Genomic DNA, 14159 nt, shown 5'->3' with positions numbered 1-14159 from the left:
TTGCCGGCCAGGGAAATCCCGCAAAATCCCTATGCAATGGGTGCTGCGGGCTTACTGCCGTTGTTGAGGAAAGGAGGGTTCGCCGGCGAGTACGGGATGCAGTGGTGTTTTTTGTGTCTACGGTGAGGTGCTGCTGTTGCGTGTGTGTGTTTGACGGCGGAGCGGGACAGCGTCCCCGGCATATCCAGCCGGTTCCGACAGGCAGGATCACCGTGATTACTTCTTGCCCCGGGCGAGGGGCCCGTGGCATGGTGTCGAGCAAGCAGTCGCCATTCAGTATGGTTATGCTCCCCAGATCAGTTCGCGAAAGCCTGTCGTCGGCCATGAAGCATGACGCTGCCGAACTGTGTGCCTGTACTTAGTGTGGTTGCCGGCTGGAGTTGGGCACCACGTCAACCCCCCGCCGGCCGGCGGGACGGTGATCGGCACGAGAAGCTCATGGCGGAACCGGCGGGGAGCAGAGGAGATGTGAGCGCTACCAGCGGGAGGGAGCACTGATGGCAAGCAGGCAGAGGATCATGCCCTTCGGCAACACCAAGCAGTCACCGCGGGGAACCGTATGGCAACTCCAGCTCGCCGTCGCCGCGCTGCTGGCCCTTGCCGTCGCACTGCTCACGCCCGGGCCGGGCGGAGCGCTGGGCGCTCCCGATGGCGTCACGCAGGGGGCGTCCCTGTCCCGGAGCATCCAGCCGCTCTTGGACGCCCATCCCGGGAAAACGGGCCTTCATGTTCTGGAGAAGGGGGAGGAGTCGCTGCTGGCCCGGGCGTGGCTTGCCGACCACGCCACGGAGACCATTGATGTCCAGTATTTCATCTGGAGCACTGACAATATTGGCATCCTGGCCTCGGAAGCCCTGCTGCGGGCGGCGGAGCGCGGGGTCAGGGTACGGGTGCTGGTGGACGATCTGTTGATCGACGCCCCCCCTGAGTCACTCCTGGCCCTGGCCCGTCACCCGCGGATCGATATCCGGATCTACAATCCCACAATGACCGTGGGGACCTCGAAGGTTAAGCGCCTCGGTAATGTGGTGACCGGCTTCCGCTCGGTAAATCAGCGGATGCACGACAAAACCGCCCTGTTCGACGGGGTGGTCGGCATCACGGGCGGGCGCAATATGGCCGACGAGTACTACGATTACGATCAGGAATACACCTTCCGGGACCGGGACATCCTGATGCTGGGGCCGGCGGTGGCCGAAGCGGAGGCCAGCTTCGCCAGGTTCTGGGAAAGCCCCCTTGCGGTACCGGTGGAAAAGCTCCTGAAAAAGGGTATGAAGAAGATGACGCCGGAGCGGACGGCCCGGGTTTATGCCGATCTCCACGCCTATGCCGGCAAGCCGGAGAACTTTGCGTCGGAGGTGCGCCAGGCGCTGCGTGACCTGCCCGACAGGTTCGACGGGCTGCTGCGGGAGATGGTGTGGGACGAAGCCCGCTTCATTTCCGATCTGCCGGGCAAGAACAGCGGCCGCGATGGGCTCGGGGGCGGCGGCCAGAGCACTACCGCCCTGGTTGAAGCGGTGCGCAGCGCCAAGCGGCGGGTCACCATCCAATCTCCCTATCTCGTGATGCCGGCGGGAGGGTTGGAGCTGTTCCGCGCGCTGGTTGAGCGGGGGGTAGAGGTACGGATCGTCACCAATTCCCTGGCTGCAACCGACAACCTTCAGGCATTCAGCGGGTACCGAAAGCAGCGGGAAAAACTTTTACGGGCAGGGATCACCATCCGGGAATTCCGTCCCGACCCGGCCGTGCTAAAGGAACTGATCGACCGTTACCCGAAGCTGAAGAAAAAGCCCCCCACCTTCGCTCTCCATGCCAAGACCCTGGTAATCGACGGTGAAACTCTCTACGTCGGCACCTTCAATCTGGACCCGCGTTCCGCCAACCTGAACACTGAGGTCGGGATCCTGGTCACCAGTCCGACTCTGGCCCGGCGGGTGGAAGAGCGGATCGAGCGTGACATGCTGCCGGAAAACAGCTGGAATCCAGCCACGGACAACCCCGACCGGTACGCTTCGGCGGCCAAGCGTAGCAAAATGCGCTTCTGGAAGTCCCTGCCGCTGGATCCGATTCTGTGAGCCGACGTAGGCGCGCGCGGCATGTGAAGAAGCCCCGCGTGCCTTGTCATTTTCCCCCAATCGTGCTACAAAATACCGCTCACCGCCCATGTTTTTTCCCAAGGGAGACCACCCGATGAAGATCACGCGAACCGATGTCGAGCATGTGGCAACGCTTGCCCGCCTCGAGCTTACCGAGGATGAGAAGGACAGGTTCACCGGCCAGCTCGACGCCATTCTCGCCTACGTGGAAAAGCTCAATGAGCTGGACACCGACGGCATTATTCCCACATCCCATGCCGTTCCAGTCGAAAACGCCTTCCGGGAGGACGAGGTTCGTCCTTCCATAGGCGTTGAAAACGCGCTGGCCAACGCTCCTGACAGAGTGGAGGGTTTCTTCCGTGTGCCCCGAGTCATCGAATAAAAATCCCACGAGTGAAGAGCTGGAGGCCGCCATCGAAGAGGTGCGGCGCCGTTTTGCCGAGCTTCCCGAGGGAACCTGCAAGAAGCGGATTTTCTACAATCGCCTGAAGAACCTGGGCCGCTTCGATGCCGAACCGGTCGACTACCAGAATCCGGAGGAGGTCGTGCTGCCGCGCGAGATCGAGGTGGGCTTCGCCGTCTGCCATCCCGAATGCGGCAACCAGGCGCTTCTTGTGGTGGAGGGCGGCCCCCAGGCCTGCGACTGTTGCGGCGCCACCATGTACCCCATTGAAGTGGCCCCTTACCGGCTGAAGAAGAAATGACCCGGCCCGGCCAATGCCGGGCCCACTGACTGGAGACAGAGCGACATGGAGCTGTTTGAGCTGACCCTGCACGAACTGCATGACAAGCTGGCGAAACGGGAGGTTTCCTCCGTGGAGGCGACCCGGGCGCTGCTCGCCCGCATCGAGGCCACCGACTCCCGGGTGAATGCCTATATTACCGTTACTCCCGACGAGGCCCTTGCTGCCGCCGAAGCGGCTGACCGGCGCATTGCCGCCGGCGGGCTGACCCCCCTCACCGGCGTCCCGGTTGCACTCAAGGACATCTTCGTCACCCGCGGGATTCGCACTACCTGCGGCTCGAAGATCCTCGGGAATTTCATTCCCCCCTATGACGGAACGGTCGTGGCGAAGCTCCGGGAGGCGGGGGCGGTCATCGTGGGCAAACTCAATCAGGACGAGTTCGCCATGGGCTCATCCGGTGAATCCAGCGCCTTCGGCGCCACCAAAAACCCCTGGAACCTGGCGTGCATCCCCGGCGGTTCGTCCAGCGGTTCGGCCGCGGCCATCGCGGCACGCTCGGCAACGGCCACGCTCGGCACCGACACCGGTGGCTCCATCCGGCAGCCCGCCTCCCACTGCGGCTGCGTGGGGCTGCGCCCCACCTACGGCCGGGTCTCCCGCTACGGGGTCATCGCCTATGCCTCGTCCCTGGACCAGGTGGGTCCCGTGACCCGCGATGTGACCGACTGCGCCCTCATGCTGGGAGCCGTGGCCGGTCACGACCCCCTCGACTCCACCAGCATCGATCTGCCGGTGCCCGATTACGCCGCAGCCCTTACCGGCCAGGTGAAGGGGCTCAGGCTGGGACTGCCGAAGGAATACTACCTGGAAGGGCTTGACCCGGACGTGAAGCGGGCACTGGATGCCGCCATCGAGACGTACCGGGGGCTCGGCGCCGAGTTTGTGGAGGTTTCGCTCCCTCACACCGACTATGCCGTGGCCACCTATTACCTCATCGCTACCGCCGAGGCCAGCTCCAACCTGGCCCGCTACGACGGGGTCCGCTTCGGGCACCGGGCGGCCGGGGCCGCGAACCTGATCGACATGTTCCGTCGCAGCCGCGCCGAGGGGTTCGGCGCCGAGGTGAAGCGCCGGATCATGATCGGCACCTACGCCCTTTCCTCGGGATATTACGACGCTTACTACCTGAAGGCGCAGAAGGTCCGCACCCTGATCATGCAGGACTTCATGAAAGCCTTCGAGCAGGTCGATGCCCTGCTCACGCCGGTGGCGCCGACCCCGGCCTTCAAGATCGGCGAGAAGGTGGATGATCCGCTTCAGATGTACCTGTCGGATATCTTCACCATCCCTGTGAACCTTGCCGGCACCTGCGCCATTTCCGTTCCCGCCGGCATGAGCGCCGCCGGTCTCCCCATCGGCCTGCAGCTCATCGGTCGTCCCTTCGGGGAGGAGACCATCCTGCGGGCCGCCCATGCCTTTGAACAGGCAACGGAATGGCATCGGCACACAGCCCAACTCTAGCTCTCCGGAGATTTCGATGAACTATCAGGCCGTCATTGGTTTAGAAGTCCACGTCCAGCTGAAGACCGACACCAAGATCTTCTGCGGCTGCTCCACAACGTTCGGTGCTTCGCCCAACTCCCAGACCTGCCCTGTCTGCCTCGGCATGCCGGGGGTCCTGCCGGTGCTCAACAAGAAGGTGGTGGAGTTCGCCATCAGGGCCGGCCTGGCCACCAACTGCCGGATCGCGCCCCGCTCGGTCTTCGCCCGGAAGAACTATTTCTACCCGGACTTGCCCAAGGGTTACCAGATCAGCCAGTACGAGCTCCCCATCTGCCAGAATGGACACCTGGACATCGAGGTGGATGGTCAGGTGAAGCGGATCGGCATTACCCGCATCCACATGGAGGAGGATGCCGGCAAGCTGGTGCACGCCGACGTCCCCGGCCTGGGGAGCGGTTCCGGCGTGGACCTGAATCGCGCCTGCACGCCGCTGCTGGAGATCGTCTCGGAACCGGACATCCGCAGTGCCGACGAGGCTGTGGCCTATCTCAGGAAGCTCCACCAGATCGTGGTCTACCTGGGTATCTGCGATGGCAACATGGAAGAGGGGAGCTTCCGCTGCGATGCCAACGTGTCGGTCATGCCCGTGGGCTCCACGACCTTCGGCACCCGTACCGAGACCAAAAACGTAAACTCGTTCCGCTTCGTGAAGCAGGCCATCGAGCACGAGATAGAGCGGCAGATCGAGCTGATCGAAGAGGGAGGGAAGGTGGTGCAGGAGACCCGCCTCTTCGATCCGAATACCGGTGAAACTCGCTCCATGCGCGGCAAGGAGGAGGCCCACGACTACCGCTACTTCCCCGACCCCGACCTGGTGCCGCTGGTCATCTCAAACGACTGGGTCGAGGATACGCGCCTCTCCCTCCCGGAACTCCCCGATGCGCGGCGGAGCCGCTACCGCTCCGAGCTGGGGCTTTCCGACTACGACGCCGAGGTCCTCACCGCTACCCGGGAGATGGCCGAGTACTTCGAAAACTGCCTTGCCGCGGGCGCCCCGGCCAAGGGGGCGGCCAACTGGGTGATGGGAGAGGTGACTCGCGCCCTGAACGAGGCTGGCAAGGACATCGCCGAATGCCCGGTTGCTCCGGCCCGTCTCACGGCGCTGCTGCAACTGATCGAGAAGGGCACCATCTCCGGCAAGATCGCCAAGACCGTCTTCGATGAGATGTGGCAAAGCGACAAGGCCCCGGAGGCCATCGTGGAGGAGAAGGGGCTCGTCCAGGTCTCCGACACCGGGGCCATCGAGAAGATCATCGACGAGATCATGGCCGCCAACATGGGCCAGGTTGAGGAGTTCCGCGGCGGCAAGGAGAAGGTCTTCGGCTTCTTCGTGGGCCAGGTGATGCGGGCCTCCAAGGGGAAGGCCAACCCGGCGGTGGTGAATGAGCTGCTGATGAAGAAGCTGAAAGGCTAAATACGACGAGGTTCCCATGTCCTTCAGAACCATAGAGTGGCGCGACGACAAGGTTGTCATGATCGACCAGACCCGCCTGCCCGGCGAGGAGGTCTACTGCGAGTACGCCGATTACAAGAGCGTGGCCGAGGCGATACGGGGGATGGTCATCCGGGGCGCACCAGCCATCGGGGTGGCGGCGGCCATGGGGGTGGCTCTGGGTGCCCGGGAGATCATCGCCGACACCTACGAATCGTTTTTCCGGCAGATGGAGAATGTCTGCGATGTCATGGCCCGCACCCGCCCCACAGCGGTGAACCTCTTCTGGGCCATTGAGCGAATGAAGCGGGTGGCGGACGAGAACCGGGACAAGCCCCTGGACCAATTGCGCGAAATTCTCAAGACCGAGGCGATCCGGATCGAGCAGGAAGACTTGGAGCTCTGTAAGGCCATCGGTCGGCACGGGGCGGCGTTGATTCCCGAGGGGGCCACGGTCCTGACCCACTGCAACGCCGGAGGGCTTGCCACGGCCGGTTACGGTACGGCCCTAGGGGTCATCCGCGCGGCCCACGATGCTGGGAAAAAGATCCAGGTGTTCGCCGACGAGACCCGTCCGTGGCTCCAGGGGGCGCGGCTCACCGCCTGGGAGCTCATGAAGGATGGCATCCCGGTGACTCTCATTTCCGACAACATGGCCGGCTTTTTCATGAAACGGGGCGAGATTGCCTGCTGCGTCGTGGGGGCCGATCGGATCGCCGCCAACGGCGACACGGCAAACAAGATCGGGACTTACAGCGTGGCGGTCCTGGCCAAGGAGAACAACATCCCCTTTTACGTGGCTGCTCCCACCACCACTCTCGATCTCTCGCTGGAGAATGGCGACCAGATCCCCATCGAGGAGCGTCATTCCCGTGAGGTGACCCATCTGCACGGGTTCCCGGTGGCGCCCGAGGGAATCCGGGTTCGTAACCCGGCGTTCGACGTGACGCCTGCCCGCTACATATCCGCCATCATCACCGAGCAGGGGGTAGTGAGCGGTGACTACGTCACCGGCCTTCGGGGCCTCGTGGCGCCATGAGCCGCGGCAGCGAGTTCATCCGGCGGATCGAGGAGGCCCTGGCCGCCGCTACGGACAGCGGCAGCGATCAACCCCTCACGGAACTCCTTGAAAAGGAAGGGTTCATCTATCCGGCCCGCTCGGCAGCCAACCTGCGGCTGCTCCAGGGAACGCTATCCGATCGGATGGTGGCGGAACTGGCGTACGCCTCCCTTGCCACCCCCCTGCCCGACATGGCCTTGAACGGTCTCGAGCGGGTCGGTGGTGTAGCGGACCGGCAGGAATTCATCGATGTCTGCGGCCGCAAGGAGCGCCGTGCGCAGCTGCTCATGCTGTGTGGTTCTTCCCCTTTTCTCGTCAATGTCCTCTGCCGCGATCCCGCTTTCTTCCACCAGTTGTTCGTTACCAGAGCCATCGATATCAGACGCAGTGAACAGGAGATGCTGGCGACGCTCCGCTCCCAGGCCAAGGGGGTCGACTATGCCGACCTCTTTCCGGTCCTGCGCCGGTTCAAGTTCCAGGAGATCCTCCGCATCGCCGCCCGCGACCTGAACGGCCTCGCCCCTCTGGAGGAGGTGACGGCCGAACTTTCCGCCCTGGCGGCGGCGACTCTCCAGGTGGCTTGCGACGCTGCGCGGCGCAAGCTTGTGGAGGATCACGGCCGCCCCCTGATGGTGACCGCCGAAGGCTCCCGGGAGGCTGAGTTCACCGTGATGGGGATGGGCAAGTTCGGCGGCCGTGAGCTCAATTTTTCCTCGGATATCGACCTGATCTATTTTTATTCTTCGGATCAGGGCGAAACGGAAGGGGTCGACGACGGCCGTGGGGGCGAGCGGGGCAGGATATCTCTCCACGCCTTCTTCGTGAAGATGGGCGAGATGGTCACCAAGGCAATCTCCCAGGTGACGGCCGACGGGTTCGTGTTCCGGGTGGACATGGGGCTGCGCCCCGAGGGGAAGAGCGGCGACTTGGCCTGCTCCCTCCGCTCGGCCGCCACATACTACGAGTACTGGGGGCAATCCTGGGAGCGGGCGGCCATGCTCAAGGCGCGGCCCGTGGCGGGCTCCATCGAGCTGGGGAACCAGGTGCTCCGGGCCATCGAGCCATTCGTCTACCGCAAGTACCTCGATTACAACCTGATCGAGGACATGATGGCCATGAAGAAGAAGATCGACGCCTCCATCGCCCGGCAGCAGGAGAGCGAATGCAACATCAAGCTGGGCCGCGGCGGAATTCGAGAGATCGAGTTCTTCATCCAGGCCCTGCAGCTTGTCTACGCCGGCAAAAATCCCCATCTGCGCGAGCGCAATTCCCTCAAGGCCCTGGCCTCGCTGAGGGACGCCAGGCTCATCGGCGAGGATGATGCGCAGGCGCTTACCGAGGCCTATCGATTTCTCCGGACCGTGGAGCACCGCATTCAGGTGGTCCAGGAGCGGCAGACCCATTCCCTGCCGAAGAAGGACGACGAAATGCTCGCCCTTGCCCGGCGTTGCGGCTTTCTCCGCAAAAACGGCCCGGAAAAGTTCAGGGAGGCCCTTGAGCATCACCGGGATCGTGTATCGACCGTTTACGGCGGCCTGTTCCTTTCCCGTGACGAGCGCCTGCGGGAAGAGGTCCGGCCCGAAACCTACAGTTTTTTCGACCGCGCCGCTGATCCCGATCTGATCAAGGATATGCTGGCGGAGCGGGGCTTCAGGAACGTCGATACTGCCTACGAAAACCTGCTGCTCCTGCGCGACGGCCCGCCGCGGGCCCATCTGACCGAACGGGGCCGGCGGCTGCTGGAGAAAATTTCCCCGCTTCTGCTCCAGGAGATCTTCGGCTCGCCCGACCCGGACCTGACCCTCAACAACCTGGAGCGCTTCCTGGGGGCGGTGGGCTCCCGCTCGTCCGTCTATGCCCTTCTGGCCGAAAACCGTGAGACCATCAAGCTCCTGATTTCCCTGTTCGGGACCTCCGAATTCCTGTCCAAGATATTTATCGGCCATCCCGAACTTCTGGACAGCCTCGTGTCCCGGGCCGGCGCCACCTACATGAAGAGCCGAAGCGTCATGGAGGCCGAATTGCAGGGGATGCTCGACGCGGCGGACGATTACGAGGAGCGTCTCGACATCCTCCGTCGCTACCGCCACGAGGAATTTCTCCGGATCGGCATGAACGACATCTACGGCAAGCTGGGACAGTCGGAGCTGACCTTTCAACTGACCGGGCTCGCCGAGGTCTGCCTCTCCGCGGCCTGCCGCATGGCCAAGAAGGAACTAGCCCGGTTCGGCCGGCCCATGTACCGGGATGCCGACGGCGATCTGCGCCAGGCCCACTTCGCCGTGGTTGCCATGGGCAAGATGGGGGGCAACGAGCTCAACTACCACTCGGACCTGGACATCATCTACATCTACGACCAGCAGGGAATGACCGAAGGAGGAGAGCGGCAGGTATCCAATCATGAATACTTCGCCAAACTGGGCCAGAAGATCATCTCCATTCTCACCACCCAGACCAGGGAAGGGTATGTCTATAAGCTCGACACGCGGCTGCGGAAAGAGATCAAGGAGGTCATCCAGAATACGGTGTACGGGAGCGGAGCCGGCGAAGAGGAGCGCAAGGAGATCCACCGGCTGCGGACCCGCATGGAAGTCGAGTTGGCCAAGGAGAAGGCGGGAAGCTTCAACATCAAGACCGGCCGGGGCGGGATAGTCGACATCGAGTTTCTGGTCCAGTACCTCCAGCTGCGCGAGGGGCATGCCCACCCGGAAATCCGCAGCACCAATACGCTCCTGGCGCTCAAGGCGATGCACCTGTTCGGCATCCTCGCCGAGGACGACATCGTCACCCTCCAGGCGGGCTACAAGTTCCTTCGCCGATTGGAAAACCGGCTGCGGCTCATCCACGACTACTCTATCAATGACCTGGGGGGAGACCAGAAATACCTCGACGCCCTGGCGCGCCGGCTGGGGTATGACCCGAAGCTTCGGCACCCGGGGAGTGCCCTCATGAAGGAGTACGAAGAGGTAACCGAGGCGGTCCGGCGGGTGTATGAGCGGATCCTCGGTGACAACGGCGGGTGGGCCTGAGGGGGTGCGTGACCGGCTCATGGCGGTCTACGATCAACTCTTCGCGGCCTACGGACCCCGCCACTGGTGGCCCGCAGACACCCCCTTCGAGGTCTGCGTCGGTGCAATCCTGACCCAGAATACCAACTGGGGCAACGTGGAAAAGGCCATTGTCCGGCTCAAGGCTGCGGGGCTCCTCTCCCCGGAGGGGCTGCGCGATGTACCTGTTGCCGAGTTGGCGGAGACGATCAGGCCGGCCGGTTACTACAATGTCAAAAGCGCCCGGCTCAAGGATTTTGTCGGGTTTCTCTTCGGCCGCTTCGGCGGTAGCCTGGAGCGGATGTTTGCGGGAGAGTGGCGGGAACTGCGACGGGAACTGCTTGGGGTAAGGGGTATCGGCCGGGAGACAGCCGACTCGATCCTGCTCTATGCGGGAGGCAAACCTTCCTTCGTGGTTGATGCCTATACGAAACGCCTGTTTTCCGCCCTGGGTCTCGTGGCCCCGACGACCGACTATGAGACCGTCCGCGCACTCTTCATGGACAACCTTCCCGAAGACACTACGCTGTTCAACGAATATCACGCCCTCATCGTGGAGCATTGCAAGCGGCACTGCACCACCCGCCCCCGTTGCGGCGAGTGCGGACTCCATCTGTTATGTCGAGCCTGACATGAGCTCCACCCTGTTGCGACCGTTCTGCTTGGCCCGGTAGAGGGCCTCGTCGGCCTGCCTGAAGAGGGAGTCGGTCCCCTCGATGCGGGGTGATGGATAGGTAGCCACGCCCAGGCTGATGGTGATGACCTGTCCGTGGAGGCTCCCGTCGAAGACGTGATCCTGCACCTCCAGCCGCAGCCGCTCGGCAATGGCCTGGGCCTCCTGCAGAGGGGTTTCCGGCAGCAGCAGGACGAACTCTTCGCCCCCGTAGCGGGCGGCAACATCGTAGCTGCGAAGCCGCAGGCGGACGATGTCTGCCAGAGCCACCAGCACCTTGTCTCCCTCCTGATGACCGTAGGTGTCGTTGATTTTCTTGAAATAGTCGATGTCGAGAATGACTAGGGAAAGCGCGCCCCCCTTGCGGGAGGCCCGCTGGAACTCCTTGTCCACCATTTCCATCAGGTGACGACGGTTATGCAGGTGGGTGAGGGGGTCGGTGATGGACAATTTGCGCAGCAGCTCGTTGGAGCGCTTCAGTTCGTCCTGGAGACCCTTTACCTTCATCTGCACCCGGACCCGGGCAACCAGTTCCCCCGAGTCGAAGGGTTTGGTGACGTAATCGGATGCCCCCTGCTCAAGTCCGCGAATTTTCGTGTCCCGGTCTTCCCGGCTGGTCAGCAGGATGATCGGCAGGTCCTGGAGCTCACCCCGGGACCGGGTCATGGACAGGAAACGGAACCCGTCCATGCGCGGCATCTCCAGGTCGCAGAGCACCAGGTCCACCTTGTTGTTGAGGAGCGTCTTGAATCCTTCGAGGCCGTCCCGGGCTTCCAGATACGTCTCGAATAGCCGGGCCTCCTTGAGGGTGCGCACTATTTCCTCGCGCAGGACTTCCGAATCGTCGATTACGAGGGCTGTCATCGCCATGGTTTCATGCTTCTCCGCGCGGATGGGTAATCCGTGGGAACGTCCCGCCCCGGTCACGGCCGAGGGAATATCGTGTTGAGGAACTGCGAGAGTATGGCGGCCGTGAGCCCCCATATTTCGTCATCCATGTACCGGTAGAAGTGAACGGGGTGCGTCCGTCCGCGCCACGTCCAATCTTCGGTCCTGAAGGCCTCGGGCCGCAGCAGATGCTTCAGCGGCACGACAATGATCCGTTCGATCTCGCCGGGGTTCACCACCAGCGGGCGGTCCCCCCGGATGACTCCCACGCAGGGGGTCACCAGGTAGTCGTGGACGGAATAAAAATCATCCAGCTCGCCGAGGATGTCCACCTCGCCGGGCGGAATGCCTATCTCTTCCCAAGTTTCCCGCAGGGCTGTTTCACAGGGAGAGGCATCATCGGGATGGCTCACTCCGCCGGGAAACGAGATTTCTCCCCGATGATGGTTCAGGTGTTCCGTCCGCTTGGTGAAAAGAACGTGGACTTCGCCGTCCCGCTCGAAGAGGGGGAGCAACACCGCGGCCGGGATCGGTCCCGGCGCCATCGGCACCCTTGTCCGCCCGGCCAGGGTCGTACAAATCCGTCCGGCAAGTTCGGTTATTCCCGGTACATCCATTCCTGTTGTTTCCAGAAAGCCAAATAGCGGCCAACGGCCGCGTAGTTACAGTATCGGCTCTTTTGCCCGACGCTTTAGCTCTTTTATGGTTGCTTCATAGTCGGGGCTGCCGAAAATGGCGCTTCCGGCCACGAAGACGTCGGCGCCGGCATGGGCGATGCGGGCGATGTTGTCGATCTTCACCCCGCCGTCCACCTCAAGCTCCGCCTCGCAGCCGCGGCGGTCGAGCATTGCCCGCAGTGACTGGATCTTGGGAATGCAGGCCTCGATGAACGATTGGCCTCCGAATCCCGGGTTGACGGTCATGAGCAGCACCAGGTCGAGATCCTCGAGGACATAGTCGAGGCAGTTGAGGGGAGTGGCCGGATTGAGGGAAACCCCCGCCTTCTTGCCCAGGGACTTGATGAGCTGGATCGTACGGTGGAGGTGAGTGGAAGCCTCCGCGTGGACCACGATGATATCCGAACCTGCGGCGGCGAAGTCGGGGATGTAGCGGTCGGGATGCTCGATCATCAGGTGGACGTCCAGGGGAAGCTCGGTAACCCTGCGCACCGCCTCCACCACCAGGGGGCCGATGGTTATGTTGGGCACGAAGTGCCCGTCCATGACGTCCACGTGGATATAATCAGCCCCGGCCGCCGCCACGGCACGGACTTCATCGCCCAGGCGGGAAAAGTCGGCGGAAAGGATTGATGGGGCAATTTTTTTCATGGGAACCTCCGGGATCTGCTCTAAGCGTTGTCGCCTCAGGCCCGACGCAGGCGGGCGGCGAAAAAACCGTCCATGCCGTGGCGGTGGGGCCAGCTGCGGAACATACCCCGGTCGGTGATGCATTCTGACAGGCCGGGGAAAAGATAATTCAAGTCTTCTAACATAAAATCGGCGCGGCGCGAAAGGAAATCCTCGATAATTGACTCATTTTCGTCCGTTGTGGTGGAGCAGGTGGAGTAGAGGAGCGTGCCGCCCGGCTTCAGCAGGGAGGCGGCCCCCGCCAGTATCCGGCACTGGCTCTGGGCCAGCCGTGCCACGTCGTCAGGGGTCTTCCACCACTTCCCCTCAGGGGTGCGGCGCAGCACTCCCAGTGCCGAGCAGGGGGCGTCCACCAGAATCCTGTCGAAGGGAGCGGCGTTCTGCTCCGGATTCCGGGCATCGGCCATGGCGGGCCGAATGATGCCGATGCCCAGACGGCGGGCATTTTCAGCAATCGGAGAGAGCTTTTTCTCCGACACGTCCCAGGCAATGACCTCTCCCTTGTCGGCCATGATCTGGGCAAGGTGGGTCGCCTTGCCGCCGGGGGAAGCGCAGGCATCGAGGACCCGTTCACCGCTCCGGGGCTCCAGGAGGAGCGATGCCAGTTGAGAGGATTCGTCCTGCACGATGACGAGCCCCTCGCCAAAGCCCGGCAGCGCCGGCACCGCTGTCCGTGAGAGAATACGGATGCCGTGGGGGGAATGGCGCGTGGGCTCCGCTTCCGTGCCTGCCTCCCGCAGGAGTTCAAGGTATGCCTCGCGGGAGGTCCGCAGGGTATTGACCCGGAGGGTCAGGGGAGGGGGCGCGGCCATGACCTCGGCAAGCGCCTCCGCCTCTTCGAACCCCAGCTGGGCGATCCACCCTTCCACGATCCAGCGGGGATGGGAGTGACGGAGGGCGAGGTAGCCGGCCGGGTCCCGCACCCGGTCAGGCCAGGCGATCGATGACCGTTCCCGGTCGGACCGTCGCAGGACTGCGTTTACGAGGCCGCTGGCCCGTGGTGATTTTTCACGGGCCAGCGTTACCGTTTCGTTGACTGCGGCGGACACCGGAATCCGGTCAAGGAAGAAAATCTGGTAAAGCCCCAGACGGAGCAGGATCAGCACTGATCGCTCCAGCTTGGCGGCGCGAGTGGCGCAGAACAGGTCCACCAGGTAGTCGAGGGTCGCTGTTCGACGCAGCACCCCATAGACGAGCTCGGTCAGGAGCCCCCGGTCTGGTCCCTTCAGGGCGCCACCGGACAATTCCCTGTCGATGAGCGGTTCGGCGAAGGTTCGCTCCCGTTCAATGCGGACGAGGATATCAAAAGCCGAACGGCGCGGGTCGGCAGTGGATTGGTTCACGGAT

12 protein-coding genes are annotated in these 14159 nt (G+C 63.2%); 8 read left to right on the top strand and 4 right to left on the bottom strand.

Translation table 11 applies throughout. The annotated features are described in order from the left end of the window. The first annotated feature begins 497 nt into the window (after positions 1–497). The 8 genes from GS_RS16950 to GS_RS16915 all read left to right on the top strand — a co-directional run bounded on the left by GS_RS16950 (position 498) and on the right by GS_RS16915 (position 10515). Entirely contained in the window at positions 498–2075 is a 1578-nt protein-coding gene (locus tag GS_RS16950) for a phospholipase D-like domain-containing protein (protein WP_235044930.1), read from the top strand. A 115-nt stretch (positions 2076–2190) separates the two neighbouring features. Continuing rightward, entirely contained in the window at positions 2191–2478 is a 288-nt protein-coding gene (gatC, locus tag GS_RS16945) for an Asp-tRNA(Asn)/Glu-tRNA(Gln) amidotransferase subunit GatC (RefSeq protein ID WP_010943994.1), read from the top strand. Continuing rightward, positions 2456–2800, top strand: coding sequence for a hypothetical protein (locus GS_RS16940; RefSeq protein WP_010943993.1), 345 nt, complete (start codon positions 2456–2458; stop codon positions 2798–2800). Before gatC ends, GS_RS16940 begins: the two co-directional genes overlap by 23 nt. Before the next feature lie 45 nt (positions 2801–2845). After that, positions 2846–4303, top strand: a complete 1458-nt coding sequence (gatA, locus tag GS_RS16935; RefSeq protein ID WP_010943992.1) for an Asp-tRNA(Asn)/Glu-tRNA(Gln) amidotransferase subunit GatA — start codon at positions 2846–2848, stop codon at positions 4301–4303. 16 nt (positions 4304–4319) lie between these two features. Then, the gene (gene gatB, locus GS_RS16930) at positions 4320–5759 is read left to right on the top strand and encodes an Asp-tRNA(Asn)/Glu-tRNA(Gln) amidotransferase subunit GatB (RefSeq protein WP_010943991.1); all 1440 of its coding nucleotides are present in this window, start codon (positions 4320–4322) and stop codon (positions 5757–5759) included. A 16-nt stretch (positions 5760–5775) separates the two neighbouring features. Further along, positions 5776–6816: an S-methyl-5-thioribose-1-phosphate isomerase gene (gene mtnA, locus GS_RS16925; RefSeq protein WP_010943990.1), complete on the top strand. Its 1041-nt coding sequence runs from the start codon at positions 5776–5778 to the stop codon at positions 6814–6816. Next, positions 6813–9866 carry a bifunctional [glutamate--ammonia ligase]-adenylyl-L-tyrosine phosphorylase/[glutamate--ammonia-ligase] adenylyltransferase gene (glnE, locus tag GS_RS16920; RefSeq protein ID WP_010943989.1) on the top strand — a complete coding sequence of 1018 codons (3054 nt, stop codon included), beginning with the start codon at positions 6813–6815 and terminating at the stop codon, positions 9864–9866. The genes mtnA and glnE overlap by 4 nt, the downstream gene beginning before the upstream one ends. A gap of 19 nt (positions 9867–9885) precedes the next feature. Beyond that, entirely contained in the window at positions 9886–10515 is a 630-nt protein-coding gene (locus tag GS_RS16915; RefSeq protein ID WP_193360272.1) for an endonuclease III domain-containing protein, read from the top strand. Here GS_RS16915 and GS_RS16910 read toward each other — a convergent pair. The 4 genes from GS_RS16910 to rsmB are packed head-to-tail and all read right to left on the bottom strand — an operon-like array spanning position 10501 to position 14155. Further along, positions 10501–11427, bottom strand: coding sequence for a diguanylate cyclase (locus GS_RS16910; RefSeq protein ID WP_010943987.1), 927 nt, complete (start codon positions 11425–11427; stop codon positions 10501–10503). The two genes, GS_RS16915 and GS_RS16910, sit on opposite strands and share 15 nt — an antisense overlap. 53 nt (positions 11428–11480) lie before the next feature. Continuing rightward, complete coding sequence (locus GS_RS16905; protein ID WP_010943986.1) at positions 11481–12062, bottom strand: NUDIX hydrolase; 582 nt, start codon at positions 12060–12062, stop codon at positions 11481–11483. A 45-nt stretch (positions 12063–12107) separates the two neighbouring features. Beyond that, entirely contained in the window at positions 12108–12773 is a 666-nt protein-coding gene (gene rpe / locus GS_RS16900) for a ribulose-phosphate 3-epimerase (RefSeq protein WP_010943985.1), read from the bottom strand. A gap of 35 nt (positions 12774–12808) precedes the next feature. Next, complete coding sequence (gene rsmB, locus GS_RS16895) at positions 12809–14155, bottom strand: 16S rRNA (cytosine(967)-C(5))-methyltransferase RsmB (protein ID WP_010943984.1); 1347 nt, start codon at positions 14153–14155, stop codon at positions 12809–12811. Positions 14156–14159 lie beyond the last annotated feature (4 nt).

The sequence above is a fragment of the Geobacter sulfurreducens PCA genome (assembly GCF_000007985.2).
In the GTDB taxonomy this organism is placed as follows: Bacteria; Desulfobacterota; Desulfuromonadia; order Geobacterales; family Geobacteraceae; genus Geobacter; species Geobacter sulfurreducens.
The sequence above is the reverse complement of the archived record's forward strand: the minus strand, read 5'-3'. Positions and strand labels throughout refer to the sequence as shown.